13 protein-coding genes and 4 pseudogenes are annotated in these 19,233 nt (G+C 70.7%); 7 read left to right on the top strand and 10 right to left on the bottom strand.

Features of this window, described 5'->3' with window-relative positions; all coding sequences use genetic code 11:
* A pseudogene (locus ABEB28_RS32955) lies at window positions 1-186 on the top strand (methyl-accepting chemotaxis protein); the annotation flags it as partial.
* Between the two features lie 110 nt (window positions 187-296).
* Here ABEB28_RS32955 and ABEB28_RS32950 read toward each other — a convergent pair.
* From ABEB28_RS32950 to ABEB28_RS32940, 3 genes and pseudogenes are all read right to left on the bottom strand, one after another.
* On the bottom strand, window positions 297-1,121 hold the full coding sequence (locus ABEB28_RS32950; protein WP_345732166.1) for an alpha/beta fold hydrolase: 825 nt from the start codon (window positions 1,119-1,121) through the stop codon (window positions 297-299).
* 347 nt (window positions 1,122-1,468) lie between these two features.
* Window positions 1,469-1,674: pseudogene (locus ABEB28_RS32945) on the bottom strand (hypothetical protein); the annotation flags it as partial.
* 2 nt (window positions 1,675-1,676) lie between these two features.
* Complete coding sequence (locus ABEB28_RS32940; protein ID WP_345732165.1) at window positions 1,677-3,191, bottom strand: PucR family transcriptional regulator; 1,515 nt, start codon at window positions 3,189-3,191, stop codon at window positions 1,677-1,679.
* An 80-nt stretch (window positions 3,192-3,271) separates the two neighbouring features.
* Here ABEB28_RS32940 and speB point away from each other — a divergent pair, with 80 nt between their 5' ends.
* The 3 genes from speB to ABEB28_RS32925 all read left to right on the top strand — a co-directional run bounded on the left by speB (window position 3,272) and on the right by ABEB28_RS32925 (window position 7,199).
* Complete coding sequence (gene speB / locus ABEB28_RS32935; protein ID WP_345732164.1) at window positions 3,272-4,222, top strand: agmatinase; 951 nt, start codon at window positions 3,272-3,274, stop codon at window positions 4,220-4,222.
* A 44-nt stretch (window positions 4,223-4,266) separates the two neighbouring features.
* On the top strand, window positions 4,267-5,847 hold the full coding sequence (locus tag ABEB28_RS32930) for a purine-cytosine permease family protein (protein ID WP_345732163.1): 1,581 nt from the start codon (window positions 4,267-4,269) through the stop codon (window positions 5,845-5,847).
* 77 nt (window positions 5,848-5,924) lie between these two features.
* Entirely contained in the window at window positions 5,925-7,199 is a 1,275-nt protein-coding gene (locus ABEB28_RS32925) for an EAL and HDOD domain-containing protein (protein ID WP_345732162.1), read from the top strand.
* 24 nt (window positions 7,200-7,223) lie between these two features.
* Here the strand turns inward: ABEB28_RS32925 and ABEB28_RS32920 are convergent, their stop codons facing one another.
* From ABEB28_RS32920 to ABEB28_RS32900, 5 genes are all read right to left on the bottom strand, one after another.
* Window positions 7,224-8,951, bottom strand: a complete 1,728-nt coding sequence (locus ABEB28_RS32920) for a chemotaxis protein CheW (protein WP_345732161.1) — start codon at window positions 8,949-8,951, stop codon at window positions 7,224-7,226.
* Complete coding sequence (locus ABEB28_RS32915) at window positions 8,948-11,803, bottom strand: PAS domain S-box protein (RefSeq protein WP_345732160.1); 2,856 nt, start codon at window positions 11,801-11,803, stop codon at window positions 8,948-8,950. The genes ABEB28_RS32920 and ABEB28_RS32915 overlap by 4 nt, the downstream gene beginning before the upstream one ends.
* Before the next feature lie 148 nt (window positions 11,804-11,951).
* Window positions 11,952-12,941, bottom strand: coding sequence for a cation diffusion facilitator family transporter (locus tag ABEB28_RS32910; RefSeq protein ID WP_345732159.1), 990 nt, complete (start codon window positions 12,939-12,941; stop codon window positions 11,952-11,954).
* A 138-nt stretch (window positions 12,942-13,079) separates the two neighbouring features.
* Complete coding sequence (locus ABEB28_RS32905) at window positions 13,080-14,330, bottom strand: MFS transporter (protein WP_345732158.1); 1,251 nt, start codon at window positions 14,328-14,330, stop codon at window positions 13,080-13,082.
* Window positions 14,331-14,604: 274 nt separating this feature from the next.
* The gene (locus tag ABEB28_RS32900) at window positions 14,605-15,531 is read right to left on the bottom strand and encodes a LysR family transcriptional regulator (RefSeq protein ID WP_345732157.1); all 927 of its coding nucleotides are present in this window, start codon (window positions 15,529-15,531) and stop codon (window positions 14,605-14,607) included.
* 183 nt (window positions 15,532-15,714) lie between these two features.
* Between ABEB28_RS32900 and ABEB28_RS32895 the strand changes: the two genes are divergently transcribed.
* Window positions 15,715-16,221: a hypothetical protein gene (locus ABEB28_RS32895; RefSeq protein ID WP_345732156.1), complete on the top strand. Its 507-nt coding sequence runs from the start codon at window positions 15,715-15,717 to the stop codon at window positions 16,219-16,221.
* Here ABEB28_RS32895 and ABEB28_RS32890 read toward each other — a convergent pair.
* On the bottom strand, window positions 16,163-16,921 hold the full coding sequence (locus ABEB28_RS32890) for an ABC transporter permease (RefSeq protein ID WP_345732155.1): 759 nt from the start codon (window positions 16,919-16,921) through the stop codon (window positions 16,163-16,165). The two genes, ABEB28_RS32895 and ABEB28_RS32890, sit on opposite strands and share 59 nt — an antisense overlap.
* A gap of 55 nt (window positions 16,922-16,976) precedes the next feature.
* A pseudogene (locus ABEB28_RS32885) lies at window positions 16,977-17,660 on the bottom strand (ABC transporter ATP-binding protein); the annotation flags it as partial.
* 142 nt (window positions 17,661-17,802) lie between these two features.
* On the opposite strand from ABEB28_RS32885, the gene ABEB28_RS32880 reads away from it, so the two are divergent.
* Both ABEB28_RS32880 and ABEB28_RS32875 read left to right on the top strand, forming a co-directional pair.
* The gene (locus ABEB28_RS32880; RefSeq protein WP_345732154.1) at window positions 17,803-18,234 is read left to right on the top strand and encodes a MarR family winged helix-turn-helix transcriptional regulator; all 432 of its coding nucleotides are present in this window, start codon (window positions 17,803-17,805) and stop codon (window positions 18,232-18,234) included.
* Between the two features lie 323 nt (window positions 18,235-18,557).
* Window positions 18,558-19,233: pseudogene (locus ABEB28_RS32875) on the top strand (PucR family transcriptional regulator); the annotation flags it as partial.

Here is a 19,233-nt window from a genome sequence, read left to right as displayed (position 1 = left end):
AACGAGATGAGCCGCTCGATCGCTGAGGCCTCGACCGGGTCGACCAGCATCGCCGCCAACGTGGCCGGTGTCGCGACCGCGGCCCGGACCACCACCGCGACGGTCGCGGAGACGCAGCAGTCGGCCGAGGAGCTGGCCCGCATGTCCAACCAGCTGCAGGCGATCGTCAGCCGCTTCCGCGTCTGACCCCGGCGGCCCGGCGAAGTCGGACACACTGACCGCTCGCGTGCGAAAGGGCGGCTCGCAGTGCGAGCCGCCCATTCACGCGCTGCGGGCCTGCGCCGCGCGCGGGTGGATCAGGCCTTCGCGAACGCGAGCAGGTCGTCGTTGAAGCGCTGCTCGTACGAGCTGCCGACGATGCCGTGCGGCGCGCCCTCGTACACCTTCAGCGTGGCGTCCTTGACGATCTTCTCGGTCTTCAGTGCCGCCGCGGCGATCGGCACGATCTGGTCGTCGTCACCGTGCACGACGAGCACCGGGACGTCGATCTTCGCGAGGTCGGCATGGAAGTCGGACTCGGAGAACTGCTTGACGCAGTCGTAGGCGGCGGCCACACCGACCTGCATGCTCCAGAGCCAGAACGACTCGCGAGTGCCTTCCGAGATGTTCGAGCCCTCGCGGTTGGCGCCGTAGAACGGCACGCTCAGGTCCCGGTAGAACTGCGAACGGTCGGCCAGGACGCCGTTCCGGATGTCGTCGAACGCCGCGAGCGGCGTGCCCTCCGGGTTGTCGTCCGACTGGAGCATGATCGGCGGCACCGCGCCGAGCAGCACGGCCTTCGCGACCCGCTCGCTGCCGTGGCGGCCCAGGTACCGGGTGACCTCGCCGCCGCCGGTCGAGTGCCCGACCAGGATGACGTCCCGGAGGTCGAGCTGCTCGATCAGCGCGGCCAGGTCGTCGGCGTAGGTGTCCATGTGGTTGCCGGTGTAGGTCTGGGTGGACCGGCCGTGCCCGCGGCGGTCGTGCGCGATACCCCGGAAGCCGTTGTCGGCGACGAGCTTCAGCTGGTTGTCCCAGGCGTCACCGTTGAGCGGCCAGCCGTGGCTGAAGACGACCGGCTGGCCGGTGCCCCAGTCCTTGTAGAAGATCTCGGTGCCGTCAGTGGTGGTGATCGTGGGCATTCGTGCTCCTCTGCAGGTCAGCGCCGGACGGGTGCCGTCCTTCGCTCACCGGCAATGCTGCGTCGCTCCCCCGGCACCAGCATCGGACACATGACTGCACTTAACTCGAAGCGCCGCAGGNCAGCGCCGGACGGGTGCCGTCCTTCGCTCACCGGCAATGCTGCGTCGCTCCCCCGGCACCAGCATCGGACACATGACTGCACTTAACTCGAAGCGCCGCAGGCGTTTCGTTCTGACTGGAGCCCGCTGGGAGCGGCGCTGCCCCTCCGTCGCAGGGAGGGCCGTGACCGTTCTGTGGTCACAACCGACCGAGACGGCGGGCAGCGTCGTTCTCAGCGGGCCGCGCTCCCGTCGACGACGTCGGCGATCAGGAGCTTGTAGGCGGTGAACTGTCTTTACGGTCCTTGTCGTACCAGACGTGGGCATTGCGGTACTTCTCGTTCGGCTCGTCCTCCGCGCCCGCTCAGGCCCGGACGCGCTTCTCGGCCGCCGCGCCGTCCCAGTGCGCGTCGCGGTCACCGAGCGGCAGATCGTGGAGTGCGGTTACGGACATGACTACCTCCTTTCCCGGTCGCGTTCCCCTGGCGTCGCTCCGGCAACCGCGACCTCGCGGAGGCGGAGGGCTAGCCAGAGTTCGTGGCGGTCGGCGGCGACGGCCAGGGACCGGCCGGTGAGGCGCTCGACCCGGTCGAGCCGGTTGCGGACGGTGTGGCGGTGGACGCCCAGCTCGGTCGCGGCGTCCTCGAGCGAGCTGTTCTGCTCCAACCACGCCCGCAGGGTGTCGGTGAGCGTCTCGTCGAGGGCCGCGAGCACGGTGTCGGCGAACCCGCGCAGCACGTCGGGCGGCGCCAGCTCCCAGAGCAACCGGCTGGTGACCCCCTCGTCCGCGGAGAGCGGACGACCTGCGCGAACGCTGGCCGGGAGCAGCGCGACGGCCTGCCGCAGGCTGGTCGCGGCGGTACCCGGCTCCACCGCACCACCGATACCGGCCGGTCGCCCTGCCGCGAACCGGTCCAGCAGTGGGGCGACGGCGGTCTCGTCGGGTGCGAGCAGCTCGACGACCGCGCCGCCGGACGCCACCCGCACCAGCCCGCCCGGCAACGCCAGCGCGATGTCGGCGGCCAGGTCGGCAGCGCCCTCGGCGGTGGCCTCGATCGCGACGCCGCGCAGCGTCCGGGTGGTGACGCCCAGACCGGTGAGCAGTTCGGCTGCTCGTCCGGCGTCCGCCGCGAGCAACCGGCCCAGCACGGCGACCCGCCGACGACGCTCCGGGTCGCCCGCCAGGTGCCGACGCTCCATCTCCAGCGAGAGCAGGGAGACCAGCACCGGCAGCAGCGGTCCGGGAGTTCCGGCCACCACCGCGTACCCCCGCAGCCGCGCCGCCCCGACCGGCTGCACGCTGGCCCGCCGACCGGGCAGGTCGACGACGGCGCTCCCACGCAGGCCGTGCCTGGCCATCGTGGGTAGGACGGCGACGGCCTCGTCGACCAGCGCGGTAGCGGCTTCCCCGGCCGTGGCCAGCGGTCGCCCCACCAGGTCGAGGACGCCCGCCGCCAGCCCGGTCGCGTGGTGCCAGGCGCCGAGGATGCCCGCGACCCCGCCCGCCGCGGCTGCCGCGGTGAGCCGGCGCTGCACCTCGAGCGCGCGTTCCAGCGCCCGCCGTTCCTCGGCGGCCTGCGCGGCGAACACCGTTTTGGTCACCGCGATGAACGGCACCTCCTCCGGCACCGTGAGCAGCGGCAAGCCGATGTCCGCCGCGGCGGCCACCAGCGGCTCCGGCGCCATCTGGTACGGCAACTCCCGCCCGAGACCCAAGCCCAGCGCACACGCACCGGCGCGCCGCAGGTCCTCGACGTAGGCCCGGCAGGACGCCGCGTCCATCGGCAGCAGCAGGCCGACGGTCATGAGGAGCTCGCCGCCCTGGAGCCACGGTCCCGGACGGGTCAGCTCGGAGACGTGCGCCGCGCTGATCGGCCGGCTCAGCGCCGGGCTGCCCGCTGGTGGTGCGCCGGGAGCGAGTGCCAGCCGGAGCGCGGGGGTCGCGAGCAGGTGAGCCAGGGTGAACGGCATGGCCCCATTGTCCATGTCGTCGTCATAACTTCTCCGTGGCGTCCATGTCCGCAGCCCGGGCGGACCCTTACCGTTCCCGCATGTCCACGCCGCAGCCTCCGGTCGGTCCCGTCGACAACTCCCGCATCCCGCGGTACGCCGGCCCGTCGACGTTCGCGCAACTGCCGCGCGCCGACGAGGTTCCCGCCGCCGACGTGGCGGTGCTCGGCGTCCCGTTCGACTCGGGTGTCAGCTACCGGCCCGGCGCACGGTTCGGCCCGAACCACATCCGCACGGCCAGCAAGCTGCTGCGCCCGTACAACCCGGCGCTCGACGTCGCACCGTTCGCCGTGCAGCAGGTGGTGGACGCCGGTGACCTCGCGGTCAACCCGTTCGACATCAGCGAGGCGGTCGCCACGATCGAGGCGGCAGCCCGCGCCTACGAGAGCACCAAGCTGCTGACGCTCGGCGGCGACCACACGATCGCGTTGCCGCTGCTGCGGGCGGCCGCCGCCGCGCACGGACCGATCGGCGTCGTGCACTTCGACGCGCACCTGGACACCTGGGACACCTACTTCGGCGAACCCACCACGCACGGGACGCCGTTCCGCCGGGCGGCCGAGGAAGGGCTGCTCGACCCCGAGCGGTGCCTGCACATCGGCATCCGGGGCCCGCTCTACACCGCCGAGGACCTCACCGCGGACGGCGTGCTGGGCTTCCAGGTGATCCGCGCGGACGACTACGAGACGAGCAGCGTCGCGGACGTCGTCGCCCGGATGCGCCGCCGCTTGGGGAGCGGACCGGTCTACGTGTCGGTGGACATCGACATCCTGGACCCGGCGCACGCGCCGGGCACCGGCACACCGGAGGCCGGCGGCCTGACCAGCCGCGAACTCCTCAACACGCTCCGCGGCCTGGTGGGGCTGAACGTCATCGGCGCCGACCTGGTCGAGGTCGCCCCGGCGTACGACCACGCCGAGATCACCGGCGTCGCCGCCGCTCACGTCGCCTACGAGTTGCTCTCCGTGCTGGCCCGCAACCGGCTCGCCTGACCACCGTCCCCGGCGCCCCCACCACCCCCTCTCGGAGGCCCGCCATGTCTTCTTCCGTTCCGCGCGCCGAAGCGCCCAGAGTCACCGAGGTCGAGCAATACGGCGTCGACCGCATCCCGGACGTCGACCGCACGGCGAGTCCGTTCGACCTCTTCCGCCTGACGTTCGGCGGTGCGAACACGTTCGCCACCTGTGTGCTCGGCGCGTTCCCGATTTTGTTCGGCCTGTCGTTCTGGCAAGGGCTCGCGGCGACGCTGCTCGGGCTCGTCGTCGGCGCGGTGATCCTCGCGCCGATGGCCGTGTTCGGGCCCACCAACGGCACGAACAACGCGGTCTCGTCCTCGGCCCACCTGGGTGTGCACGGGCGGGTCGTCGGGTCGTTCCTCTCGCTGCTCACCGCGATCGCGTTCTTCTCGATCTCGGTTTGGAGCTCGGGCGACGCGCTGGTCGGCGGCGCGAACCGGCTGGTGGGACTACCGGAGAGCACGCCGGCCTTCGCGGTGGCGTACGCGCTCTTCGCCGGCCTGGTGCTCGTCGTCTGCGTCTACGGGTTCCGCTTCATGCTGCTGGTGAACAAGATCGCGATCACCGGTGCGACCGCGCTGTTCGTGCTCGGTGCGATCGCGTTCGCCGGTGACTTCGACCCGTCGTACCCGGGCATCTTCGTCGATGGCGCGAACGCGGAGCTGTTCGTCCCGTCGTTCATCGGTGCGGCGCTGATCGTGCTCTCGAACCCGATCTCGTTCGGCGCTTTCCTCGGCGACTGGTCCCGGTACATCCCGGCGGAGACGCCGAAGCGCCGGGTGATCGGCGCGGCGTTCCTGGCACAGGTCGCGACGATCATCCCCTTCCTGTTCGGTCTGACGACCGCGTCGATCATCGCGACGAAGGCCGCCGACTACCTCGACCCGGCCGCGCCGAACTACGTCGGTGGGCTGCTGTCGATCGCGCCCACCTGGTACTTCCTGCCGCTCTGCCTGATCGCGCTGATCGGTGGTTTGTCGACCGGCACCACCGCCCTCTACGGCACCGGGCTGGACTTCTCGAGCGTGTTCCCGCGGTTCTCCCGGGTCCAGGCGACGCTGCTGATCGGCACGCTCTCGATCGGGTTCATCTTCCTGGGCCGGTTCGCGTTCGATCTGGTACAGAGCATCAGCACGTTCGCCGTCCTGATCGTCACCTGCACCGCCCCCTGGATGGTCGTGATGATCGTCGGCTTCGTCACCCGGCGCGGCTGGTACGACCCGGATGCGCTGCAGGTCTTCAACCGGCGCCAGCGTGGCGGCCGGTACTGGTTCAGCCACGGCTGGAACTGGCGTGGCCTGACCGCGTGGCTGGCGTCCGCGGCGGTGGCGGTGCTGTTCACGAACATTCCGGGGCAGTTCGTCGGCCCGCTCGGGGACCTCGCGAACGGCGTCGACATCAGCCTGCCGCTCTCGCTGGGGCTGGCGGCGGTGCTCTACACCGCGCTGTTGTTCGCCTTCCCGGAGCCGCGGGCGGTGCACGGGCCGACCGGCGCCTGGCTCGTGCCGTCGCGCGACACCCCCGTGCTGCCGATCACGGCGGCCGGGGCAGTGGAGCCGCAGGTGGCAGGGGCCGAACCGGCCGGCACTGGATCGGCGTGAACGAACGCCGACCAGCCACGCGTCGACGCGTAGCGTCCGTAATAGGGTTTTTGCAGTTTTTGTCCTAGTCTTTGGGCATGCTCGTCCGTCCGCCGACCGACCTGTCGGCACCGCTCGTCCACGTCGGGCGACAAGGGATCTACGACCAAACCGGCGACGTGGTGGCCTACGAGTTGTCGTTCCGCGACGCCGCGGACGCACCGCGGGCCACCTGTCGCGGTCCGTACGGGACCAGCCGGGTCATCATCTCGGCGTTCACCGACTTCGGGCTCGAACAGCTGGTCGGCTCCAAGGCCTGCTTCATCAACGTGACCAGGGAGTTCCTGGTCGGTGAGCTGCCGATCCCGTTCGACTCCGGGCACGCCGCGCTGGTGATCGTTCCGTCCCTGGAGATCGACGACGAGGTCGTCGCCGGCGCGACCGCACTGGTCGAACGCGGCTTCACGATCGCGTTGAGCGCGTTCGTCTGGGGCAGCGGGCACGAGCGGCTGCTCGACATCGCCAGCTACGTGATGATCGACATGCGTGGCGCGGACCCGGCCGCCGTCGACCAGACGATCCAGCGGTGCCGGGAGTATCCGCACCTCCGGCTGATCGCCGAACGGCTGGAGACCGAGGAGCAGCTCCAGGTCGCGTTCCTGCTGGGGTTCGACCTGTTCCGCGGCAACATCCTCGGGCGGCCGCACGTGCTCTCCACGACCGGGCTCTCACCGGCCCGGGTGAGCCGGCTGCAGTTGCTCGCGGCGTTGAGCGCGGAGGACGTGAAGTACGACGAGGTGGTCGACCGGGTCGCGCTCGACCCGACGCTGGCGTACCGGCTGTTGCGGGCGACCAACGCCGCGGCGTCCGGGCTCACCGTGCGGGTGTCGTCGGTGCACGAGGCCGCGGTGTTCCTCGGGCTGGACAAGGTGCGGCAGTGGGTCACGCTGATGCTGCTCACCGACGTCTCGGACGCCACCGAAGACCAGTTGGCGACGACGATGACGCGGGCCAGGCTGTGCCAGACCACCGCGGAGTACCAGCACCTGCCGGGAAGCACCGCGTTCACGATCGGCCTGCTCTCCGGCATCGCCGATCTGGTCGGACGCCCGGTCGCGGCGCTGGCCCAGGAGCTCCCGCTCGCCGACGACGTGCGGTCGGCGCTGACCGAGGGCGCCGGCGACCTGGGCGAGATCCTCACGGCCGTGCGGCACTACGAGGAAGGCGCGGTCGGCGAGCTCGCGGCGCTGACCGGGCCGGTGGAGCCGACCGAGGCGTACCTGTCGGCGATCAGTTGGTCGACGAAGATGCTCGACGACGTCTCGCTGGAAGGCCCTCGCCGCCGTCAGATGCCGACGCCGCCGAAGGCCTGAGCCCCGCGCGGCCGGACCGGCGGGTCAGGTCGCGAGCGCTAGGCGCTGGAGGTCGATCTCGGGAAGCATCCGCCCCGCCTCCGGGGTGCCGACCTTCACCAGGCGACGGCTGAGCGCGTCGGTGCCCACGCCGCGCTCCTCGTCCTCCGTCTCTTCCCAGATCGACTCCTCGATCGCGTTCAGCGCCGGCACGATGAAGCCGACGTACCCGCCGGCTGCGTCGACCAGCAGCACCCGCGCCGTGGACCGGTCGACCTGCTCGCTACGCCCGAGCAGCGAGGTCAGGCAGATCAGCGGCACCGTCGCCCGCCGATGGGTGAACACGCCCTGGACCGTCTGCCCCACCCCGTCGAGCGGAATGTAGTCGGTCGGGTACGGCAGGATCTCGGAGATCTGGACGAGCGGGCTCGCCACGTCCACGCCGGCGTTGTACGTGAGGAACTTCTTGACGACCGGCACGACCCGCCGACCCTCCGGCACGTCGTCCGTTCGCACGTGCTGCGGTCGCCGGTCGGTCCGGCCGCGGGTTCCGTCGGACGGGCTCCCGGCCGCCCGCTCCAGCGGCATCCCCATGTTGGCGAGGTTGTCGAGTTGGGGGTCGGAGCAGAGCGCTGCACCGTCCACCACCAGGTTCTGGCCCTTGCCCGGGATCAGCAGAGCACCCTGCAGGAACGGGTTGCCCGCCATCCCGGCCGCCGGCAGCGGCAGCACGTCGGTCGCCGGCACCGACTCGATGTTCGTGACGTCGGAGACGCTCAGCACGACGAGCCCGCGCGGCACACTCAGCACCACTCCCCGCTCGGCGTCGTTCGTCGGCAACGTCCCCAGGCCCAGCACCTGCAGCGAGTCGACCACCGGTACCGAGATCCCGCCCAGCGTCACGACCCCCAGGCACGCGTCGCCCACCAGCGGCGACGGGCGGACGACGAGCTTCGGAATGACCGAGTGGACGTGGTTGACGTCGATCGAGAGGCCGATCTCCGCGCAGCGCAGCAGCATGACGACGCGCCGGTTGGTGTCCCCGGCCCCTGCGGCCGCTCCCATCGCGGCCGCCCCCATCGCGGCGGCTCCCGTCGCGGCCGTCGCGGTCCGGCCGTGGGTCCCGGTCTCGCGGACGACCGGGAAGCCCGGTAGCGCGACGAGGGCGGCGGAGTCCAGCACCGAGACGACGCTGCCGTCGTCGGGCTGCTCGAACGTCTCCCGGAACAGCGAACGCGACCCCCCACCGACCGCCATCTCCATCAGGCCGTCGACGGGGACTCGGGTCACTCCACGGATCTCGTCCGCGAGCAGGCCGAACACCTGGCCTTCCCGGGCGACGACGACGATGACGTCGTTGCCGCGGCCGTCCTCGATCCCGATCACCCGACGCAGATCGAGCACCGGGATGACGAGGTGGCGCAGGTTCACGGCGCCGACCAGGCCGACCGCGCGGGCCGGCAGCTGGGCGAACTCGGACGGGCACGGGATGACCTCACGCAGCTCGGAGAGCGGCAGCGCCACCTGGGCGGGTCCGATCGTGAACACTCCGTAGACCGTCGTGTCGACCCCGGTCCGGGCGAGGTCCTGCCCTGCGCCGCTGCCCAGGGCTCCACCCGGGCCGGAGTCGGCGCGGCCGCCGGGATCGCGGCCGCTCGGGCCGTGACCGCCGGGGCCGGTGTCACCGAGTGCACCCGACCCGCCTGAGCCGCCTGAGCCGCCGGGGCCGGGCCCGGCCGGGCCGCCGCTGGGCCGCTCGACCAGCAGCGTCACCGCGACTCCGCCTTCTCCCGCTCACCCGCCGCGGTCAGCGAGCTGATGATCTCGCTGACCCGGTGCGACGCGGCCTGCTGCTCCTGCGTCGTCGCGGCGATGTGCTGGATCGAATCGGTGGTCTGCCGGACGCTCTTGAGGATCTCGGCGAACGCCTCCTGCGCCTTCCGCGACACCGACGAACCCTGGCTCACCCGGTTGGCCGACTCGGCGATGAGCTTGCTGATCTCACGAGCGGCGTCCGACGACCGTTCGGCGAGCTTCCGCACCTCACCCGCCACGACCGAGAAGCCCACGCCGTGCTCGCCGGCGCGGGCCGCCTCGATCGACGCGTTGAACGCGAGCAGGTTCGTCTGGCTCGCGATCTCCCCGATCACGTTGACGATCGAAGCGATCTCCTCCGACGACCTCTCGATCAGGTCGATCGCCTCGATGGACTTGCGCAGCTCCTCGAACCCCGTCTCGGCGTTCTCCTGCGTCGAACCCGCCATCCCGCTGGCGGTGCTGGCACTGACCACGATCTCGTCGATCGAGGTCGTCAGCGCGGTCACGGTCTCGCTCAGCTCGCGGGTCTTGTTCGTCAGCAGCTGTTCGAGCTGCACCTGCTCGGTGATGTCCGCGGCGTATTTCACGACCTTCACCGGCTGGCCGGCCAGGTCGAAGATCGGGTTGTACGTGGCCTGGATCCAGACGTCCCGGTTGTACTTGCCCACCCGGTGGAACCGCCCGGACACGAACTCACCCTTCCGCAGCCGCAGCCAGAAGTCGCGGTACTCCACGGACGTGATGTACTCCGGAGCGCAGAACATGCTGTGGTGCTGCCCGATGATCTCGCGCGACGAGTAGCCGATCGTCCGCAAGAAGTTGTCGTTCGCGCTCAGCACCGTGCCTTCGAGATCGAACTCGATCACCGCCTGCGCCCGGTCGATCGCCTTGACCTTGCCCTCGAACTCGGCGTTGCGCAGCTTGGACCCGGTGACGTCGAGCGCGAACTTGACGACCTTCACCGGCTTCCCGTCGAGATCGAGGATCGGGTTGTAGGTGGCCTGGATCCAGACCTCCGCGCCGCCCTTGCCGACCCGTAGGTACTCGCCGGACTCGTACTCGCCCCGGCCGAGCCGCTCCCAGAAATTCGCGTACGCGTCGCTGTTGGCCTCGCGCGGCTCGACGAACATCCGGTGGTGCCTGCCGATCACCTCGTCGCGGGTGTATCCGGTGAGGCGGAGGAAGTTGTCGTTCGCGGTCAGCACCGTGCCTTCGAGATCGAACTCGATCACCGCCTGCGCCCGGTCGATCGCGTTGACCTTGCCCTCGAACTCCGCGTTCCGCGTCTTCTGCGCGGTGACGTCGGTGGCGTACTTGACGACCTTCATCGGCCGCCCGTCCAGGTCGAAGATCGGGTTGTAGGAAGCCTGCAGCCAGATCTCCCTACCGCCCTTCCCGTATCGCTTGTACTCGCCGGACTCGAACTCGCCGTGGCTGAGCCGCTGCCAGAACGACCGGTAGCCGTCGCTGGCCGCATAGAGGGGGTCGACGAACATCCGATGGTGCTGACCGACGACCTCGTCTGCGGTGTAGCCGGTGACCTCCAGGAACGCGTTGTTCACGGTCAGGATGCGGCCGTCGAGGCCGAACTCGATCACGGCCTGCGCCCGGTCGATCGCGTTGACCTTGCCCTCGAATTCGGCGTTGCGCATCTTCTGCGCGGTGACGTCGACGGCGTACTTGACGACCTTCACCGGCCGGCCTTCGAGGTCGAAGATCGGGTTGTAGGAGGCCTGCAGCCAGACCTCCTTGCCGTCCTTGCCGTACCGCTTGAACTCGCCGGACTCGAACTCGCCGTGGGCCAGCTTCTGCCAGAAGATGCGGTAGGCACTCCCCCGAGCCTGCGCGTCGTCGACGAACATCCGGTGGTGCTGACCGACGATCTCCTCGAGCGTGTACCCCATCGTGTCGAGGAAGTTCTCGTTGGCGGTCAGGACGTTGCCGTCCAGGTCGAACTCGATCACCGCCTGGGCGCGGCTGATCGCGTTGACTTTGCCCTCGTACTCCGCGTTGACCAACTTGGTGTCGGTGACGTCGAGCGCGTACTTGACGATCTTGTAGGGGCGGCCCTCGAGGTCGAAGATCGGGTTGTAGGTCGCCCGGATCCACACCTCTCGTCCGCCGCGGCCGATCCGCTTGTACTCGCCGTTCTCGATCTCACCGGCGCGCAGCCGCTCCCAGAACTTCGCGTACTCGTCGCTTTGTGCGTGGGACACCGGAACGAACATGCGGTGGTGCTGGCCGACGACGTCCTCCAGCGAGTAGCCGGTGAGCTGGAGGAAGTTGTCGTTCGCGGTGAGGACCTCACCGTTGAGGTCGAACTCGATGACGGCCTGGGCCCGATCGATCGCGGCGGAGCGTCCGCGCAGCTCCCCGACCTGCTCCCGGTCCTTGGTGATGTCGTACGCGGTGACCAGCACCTGCTCGGGGTCCTTACCCCTGGTCTTCGCTGCCGCCGGGCCGTCGTCGGCGCCGAGGATCGGGCCGCAGTTGAGGCGGAGCCAGCGCGGCTTCCCGTGCCCGTCGGCGATCTGGATGACCTCTTCGACGAACTCGCCGCGACGGCCGGTGCTGAGCAGCTTCTCGACCGCGACCGAGGAGATCGACCAGAGCGCGTCCAGGCGCTGCCCGATCAACGCTTCGATCGGACGATCGGCCAGTTCGACCACTCGCGCGTTGACGGCCAACACGACACCGGTCTTCGCGTTCACCGTGAGCACGAGCCGTTCCTGGACGAGCAGCGCGAGCGTCGCTGTCTTGATCGCGGAACTGGCGTCGGCGTCGATGAGACTCGCGGGCTGGGTCACCGTTGCTCCTTCGAAACCACGTTCGACCGGCCACCGCCTGGGTCACGGCGGAGAGCACCATCTCGAACGTCGGCACGAGAACGACCGGCCTGAGGCCCCGGCGGAGATCGCTCCCGACCCGCCGCGAGGACGAACAGCGGCGTCGCGGTCAGTGCGGTGTCGCGGAGTCGGTGCGTTGGCCGCCCGACCGCAGCTCCGCCGGGTCGATCAACGGCTCGCGGACGTGGTCGACCTGGAGCGTGGTGTGGTGGATGCCGTACCGGTCGGCCAGCAGCGCGGCGATCTCCTCCCGCCGGGTGTGGCAGTTCTGGTCCGGCGCGAGCAGGAGGTGCGCCGAGAGGTTCGGGAACCCGGACGTCACCTCCCAGACGTGCAGGTCGTGAACGTCGACGACACCCTCCACGGCGTGCAGATCGTTGTCGATGGCCGCGACGTCCAGCCCACGCGGCGCGGCCTCGAGGAACACCCTCCAGGAGTCGCGCAGCAAACCCCACCCGGCGTAGGCCATCGACAGCGCGACCAGCAGCGTGGCCACGGCGTCGGCGCGGGCCCAGCCGGTGAGCAGCACGACCGCGCCGGCAATCGCCGTCGCGATGAACGCGAACAGGTCGTTCAGCAGGTGCTGGAACGCCCCCTCGACGTTGAGCGAACGCCGGTCGGCGCGGGACAGGAACCAGGTCGCGAGCGCGTTGACGCCGATGCCGATCACGGCGGTCACCAGGACCAGACCGCCCTCGACGTCCGGCGGGTAGCGGAACCGGTCGATGGCCTCGACGACGAACACCGCCGCCAGCGCCCAGAGCGTCGCCCCGTTGAGCTGGGCGGAGAGGATCTCCACTCGGCGGAAGCCGTAGGTGAAGTTGCCCTTGGCCGGACGCGCGGCCAGCCGCATCGCGATCAGCGCCAGGACGATCGCCGCGGCGTCGGTGAGCATGTGGGCGGCGTCCGAGAGCAGGGCCAGCGAGTCGGCGACCAGGCCGACGACGACCTCGCCGGCCATGAACGCCAGGATCAGCGTGAGGGCGGCGATCAGCCAGCGGCGGTCGGCGTCCGGGCTGATCGGGTGGGAGTGGCCGTGGCCGTGCGAGTGGGCACGGTGGCCGTCGGCACCGTGATCGTGCTTGCCCGCGTCGCGCATGGAACCCTCGCTGTCTCTCGTCTCTGCGCCAACATATGCGGGGTTCGCTATATGACGCAAAGGTGACGATGACAACGCGATTCAATCCCACCGCATGCCGCCGGGGGCGCCGCCTCGTCGCGGCGCCCCCGGGGTGACTCAGTGGGCGTCGGCGCCCGCGGGGAGGCGACCGGCGCGTCCGGCGGCGACCGAGGCCACCGCCGCCACCGCCGACGCCGCGGCCAGGACGCCGATCGCGGCCAGCAGCCCGTCGACGCCCGCCTGCAGCGCCAGCACGATCAGCGGGCACACGAACTGGCCGATGAAGAAGGCCGCCGTCCAGGTCCCGGTGCCCCGCCCGCGCTGCTCGAACGTCAGGACGCTCATCGCCCAGGTGACCAGCGTCGGCAGCAGGAGCCCGGTGCCGTAACTCGCGATCGACGCGCCGGCCACCGCCACCGGCATCGAGCCCGCGGCCGCGACGATCCCCAGACCCACCGCCGCGAACCCGAACGCCACCGGCAGCAACGCGACCGGTCCCCGGCGGGAGACCCGGCTGAACGTCAGCGCGCCGGCCACGGTCGCGAGGCTGGTGATCGCGGTGGCCAGACCGATCGTGCCGCTGGCGGTGATGCCGAGTTCGTCCAGGATGTAGCTGAACTCCACCGGGATCACGTAGAACACGACGGCGCCGAACAGCGTCACGACCAGCGGCGCGGCCAGCAGCTTCCACGGCACCGGCACGAGCTTCCGGTTTCGGGCACCGGCCGAGCGCGGGCGCTCCGGCTGCCAGATGTACATCGCCATCAGCGGAAGCAGGACCAGGCTCACGGCGTACGCCCAGAACGGCGTCCGCCACCCGGCCGAACCCAGCGCGCCGCCGAGCGCGAAGAACAGCGTCGCGGCGATCGCGGTGCAGACGGTCTGCAGCGCGAGCCACCGGTCGCGCGCCTTCCCGGCGAAGTAGTCACCGAGCAGCGTGGTGCAGCAGGTCATGATCGCCGCCTCGGTGACGCCGACCAGCGCGCGGCTGGCGACGATCGCCGGCAGCGAGTCGAGCCAGAGGGGTGCGGTGCCCACGACCGCGTAGACCGCCAGCGCGACGAGCAGCAGCCGCTTGCGGTCGACGGCGTCCACGATGCGCCCGGCGAACGGGGCCAGCAGGCCCACGGCCAGCGACGGGATCGTCAGCGCGACCGGCACCAACGCCTCGGCGCCGGGGACATCGCTGAAATGGTCCTCGATGTCGGGCAGGACCGGCGCGATGAGCACGGCACCGAGAATCGGGAGGCAGCTGCCGAGCAACAGGAGGATGCCCTGTAACCGCCCGGCCTGCCGCGGTCCGGTGGCGCCCGGCGCCGCGGCATCCGACGCGGGCAGTGCCCCCGATGCCGGAGAGGAAGTCGTCATGACAGCGCACCTTTGCGACGGCGGCGAATCGATCGCCGCGACGAGAACGTGGGGACAGCAGAGAACCTGGGAACAGCAGTGATCGCGCCCGTCCTGGCGGAGCTGCGCGACCGCGCGGTCACCTCGCCGGGCAGGTGCCTTCGCCGCGCACCGGGAACTCGGCGGGCGGCCTGCACCGGCCGGTCCGGTCGGCTGCGGTGACGCGCATCACGGCTGGACGCCATCGAAGCAGGCCGCCACAGCCCGCGGAAATCAGAAGTTCACATGCCACCGATCAACGGGCTGGATGGCCCGCCGACGAGTCCAGCGCGGCCGCGGCGTCCGCGAACAACGAGCGCAACCACTGATGGCCGGGGTCCGCGGCGTGCAACGGATGCCACCACACGGCCTCGACGAGATCGGCGACCTCGATCGGACACGGAATCAGCCGGACACCGGCGGACGCCGCGAGCCGCTCGGCGAGCCGCCGCTGCAGCAGCGCGATCCGCCGGGTGCCGGCGAGCAGGAACGGCAGCGCGAGGAAGCTCTCGATCACCAGATCGACGCGGTGCTCGAAGCCGAGGAGCGCGAGCTGCCGGTCGGCGGTGGTGGCCGCGGTCGGGCGATGGAACTGGGTGATCCAGGGCAACGTCCGGAGCTGCTCGGTGGTCACGGTGTCGCCGATCGTGTCGTTGTCGGCGGCCACCACGCAGACCCAACCGTCGCGGTAGAGGTCCTGGGACGGATAGTCGCTGAGGAAGCCGTGCGGGAGCAGCAGGAGGTCGACCGCGCGCAGCGTCGTCTCGGCGTCGTCGATCGCGGTCGGGCCGTGCGGCTCCAGGCGCAGCCGGATGCGCGGCGCCCTGGACTCCAGCAGGTTGGCGACGACCGGCCCGAGCACCATGAGCGCGTAGTCGCTGAGCAGCACCGTGAACTCGCGCTCGGCGGTGAGCGGGTCGAAGTCGGGCTGCGCGCCGAACACGCGCTCGACGGCTGCGACCGCCAGCTCGGTGCGGTGCCGCAGCGCGACGCCGAGCGGCGTCAGCTCGTACCGGTTGCCGTGGCGCACCATCAGTTCGTCCCCGAAGTGCCGGCGGAGCCGGGCCAGCGCGGCGCTCATCGCGGGCTGAGTGAGGCCGACACGCTCGCCGGCCCGGGTGACGTTCTGCTCCTCGATCAACGCGTTGAGGGCGACGAGCAGATTCAGGTCGAGTCCTGCCAAATTGAGCCCTTTTCGACCGGCTACCACTGAAGGCGCTGAACCTCGACGAAGGCCGGAGGTTGAAAAGGGCTCATCAACCCGACTCTGCATCGATGCCACCGATGACCCCCATGCCGATTATCGATTTCCTTCATGCATGACGAGGCTCGCATAGTGAGGATCGATCCGTCGAGGGGAAACGCCATGGACACGGGCCTGCAACCGGGGGCCTTCGCGCTGGCCACGCTGAGCGCGGGCGCAGTGGCGTTCCCGGGCCTGATGGTCGACGACCGTGTCCTCGACCTGAGCAGCCCCGGCGTGCTGCCGTTCCCCGCCGGCAGCACCCGGGTGGTGCTCGAGCACTGGGAGTCGGCGTACCCGCTGCTCGCCGCGCTGGCCGAGGACTCGACACAGGCCTGGCGGGACCTGGACGGCCTGACCGTGCTGGCTCCGGTGGAGCCCGGGCAGATCTTCCAGTGCGGCGCCAACTACCGGACGCACGTCATCGACCTGGCGATCGCGCACCGCGCACCGGTGACGTCATGGACGGAACCATCACCGGCCTGGGCGCCCAACGCACCCGCTGCGTCTGAGCGTGTGTGCACTCGCCCCAGCTATACGTGGCTACGTGGGACGAGTGCACACACACCGCTTAGAGGCTCGCCGTGCGCATCGCCCGGGCGCCTACGGCTAGGCCGATCACGGCGGTGACGACCGCGCCGACGGCACCCGCGAGCACGGACGAGCGCAGGAAGTCACCGGCGAACAGCGCCCGTTCGGCCTCCACCAGGTAGGTGAGCGGGTTGATCCGGCTGGCCACCGAGAGCCACCCCGGCGCGTCGTCCACCGGGAGTAGCACCCCGGACAGCAGCACCAGCGGGAACAGGAAGAACTGGTGCACCGCCCAGAACGCTTCCTGCTGACGCCGCATCGCGATCGCCAGCGCGATCGCCAGCGATCCCAACCCGACGCCGAACACCGCCAGCAGCGCGAGCCCGGCCAGGACGTTGAGCGGATACAGCCGGAACCCGAACGGCAGCGCGACGAGCACGATCAACACCGCCTGCGCGACCAGCGAGAATGCTTCCTTGAGCGTCTTGCCGGCCAGGATCGCCGACCGGCTGACCGGCGTCACCAGGATCCGCTCGAACGATCCGCCTGCCAGTTCCGTCTGCACCGCGTAGCCGGCGCCCGCGGTCGCGAACAGGCCGGTCATCACCAGGATCCCCGGCACGAACCACTGCCACGCCGACTCGCCGCCGGTGCCCGGGACATCGGTCAGCAACGGCCCGAACAGCAGCAGGAACACCAGCGGCTGGGCGACCGTGAACACCAGCCCCACCGGATTCCGCAGGACCGGAGCCATCTCTCGAGCGAAGATGGTTCCGGTCGCACCGAGTTCACTGGTCACGGAGGCTCCTTCCGGTGAGCGCGAGAAAAACGCCGTCGAGGGTGGACCGGTCGTGGTCGGCTTTGAGCTTCGCCGGGCTGTCGTCGGCGATGACCTCGCCGTCGTCGATCACGATCACGCGCTCGGCCAGCGCGTCGGCCTCTTCCAGGTAGTGGGTGGTCAGGAAGATCGTGGTCTCGTACTCGACCCGCAGACGCCGGATGACCTCCGCGAGGTTCGCCCGGTTCTGCGGATCCAGCCCGGTCGACGGCTCGTCCAAGAACAGCAGCGGTGGACGATGGACCAGCCCGATCGCGATGTCCAGGCGCCGCCGCTGCCCGCCGGAGAGCGTCGACACCGCTCGGGTCGCGAGCGGTTCGAGGTCGAGGACGGTGAGTAGCTCGTCGGCGCGTTTCTTGGCGTCCGTCCGGCTCAGGCCGTAGAGGCGGCCCTGCGTGACGACCTCGTCCCGCACGCGGAAGTAGTCGCCGGCGCCGTGTCCCTGTCCGATGTAGCCGATCCGCCGGCGGGCACCGGCCGGATCGGTGCGAATGTCGCAGCCGGCGACCACGGCCGTCCCCGCCGTGGGCGGGAGCAGCGTGGTGAGCATGCGCAGCGTCGTGGACTTACCGGCGCCGTTCGGTCCGAGGAACGCGACGAGCTCGCCGGGTGTGACGTCGAGGTCGATGCCGCGGACGGCTTCGACGGTTTGTCCGTGCCGTAGCCGGAAATGTCAGGTCAGGCCACGCGCATGGATCATTCGTGAACCTCCTGTGGGCACGCGGGAATCGCCGTGCGATGACGGCTTGATCCAGGATTGGGATGCTTTCCGGCGCCGGAAGCCCAAGAAGCGTAGGCCGACATATCACGTAACTGTCAGGGAGGCTGACAGACTTGTTGTCATGGCTGCGCCGATCGCGTACTTGCTGGCCCACGCCGGCGTGCTGGCGGTGCGATTCTCGGACGCCGCGCTGCGTCCGTACGGGATCACGACCCGGCAGTACGGGCTACTGACCCAACTCGACCTCGAGCCGGAGCTGACGACCTCGGAGCTGGCCCGGCAGCTGGACGTCTCCCGGCAGACGCTGCACGGCATGGTCGACGACCTGGAGCGCGCCGGGTACCTGGTGCGGGCGCCCGGTGCGACCGGCCGGACCCGTCGGCTCGCGCTCACGCCGCTGGCGGTGCGGCGCCTTCCCCGGCTGCGGCGCGCGCTTTTCGACGCCGAGGCGGAGTTCTTCGACGGGGTGTCGCCCGCTGCGGTGGACGCGCTCCGCCGTCTTCTGCAGGGCGTCCTGGCCCACACCACCGACGACGAGTCCTGGCTCAGCTGACGCCTCTCCTGTGGACAGCGGCGTCACGGCCCGCGCGAAGCGAAAGCGCCACAGGAGACCCGCACTCGGCTGGAGATCGTCCTCGCCGGCTTCCCGCCGCCGGTGTCCCAGCACACGGTGTCCTGCGGGTGGACGGTGCTGCATCTGACCGCCGCGGACCTGAAGGACGACGTCCGCTTCCGCGCGTTCTGCCCGCAGCCCCGGCGGGCCCTAGAAATCTGACCTGTTATCGACCTATCAGGCGGTGATAGGTCGATAACCGGTCAGATTTCTGGCCTGACGCCAGGCGCGGGCGTGGCTCGCCGCGTAGCTATGCTCCGCCCATGAAGGGCCTGCTCCTGCGGTTGTCCGCGCTGGACGCCGACGCCGAGGCGGCGGTCCGGGTCATCGCGTACTTCGACGCGCTGGTGGAACACCGGGCGACCGCGGCCGCGCTGGTTCGGGCCACGGCGGGCCTCGCCGAGTGCGGCTGCGGGATCGAACTGGCCGACGGCACGGTGCTGCGCTTCAGCCCCGACGGCGACCCACTGCCCGCGGCCAGCACCCCCGGGGCCGACACCCACGCGGCCGACGCGTCGGCGGCCGGCGACGGGCCGACCGCACCGGCCGGGGGCGGCGCGGCGTCGGCCGAGGTCGACCTCGGGCCCGGGCGGCTGTGGCTGGAGCGCCCCGGCGGCCCGGCTCCGCTGGACGACCTGGTCCTGGAGCGGGCGTCGATCGCCGCACGCATCCTGCTCGTGCGGCCACGCCGCGCGAGCACCCCGCACCTGGCCGACCCGGCGCTCGTCGAGCTCGTCCTCTCCGGCCGGGAGACGGCGGCCGATCGGACCCGCGCGCTCCGGCTGCTCGGGCTGGAGCCGCAATTTCCGGTGCGGGTCCTCGCGGTGGCCGACGACCGGGGCCGCAACCCCGGCGCGGAGACCGTCGCGCTGGTCGCGCGCGGACGACCGGTGCGTTCGGTAAGGGTCGCGGTCGTCGGCGGGGTCGCGGCGGTGCTGC

Origin of the sequence: Cryptosporangium minutisporangium (assembly GCF_039536245.1) — a bacterium.
Taxonomy (GTDB): Bacteria; Actinomycetota; Actinomycetes; order Mycobacteriales; family Cryptosporangiaceae; genus Cryptosporangium; species Cryptosporangium minutisporangium.
Note: the sequence above shows the minus strand (reverse complement) of the source record. Positions and strands in the feature narration are given on the sequence as shown.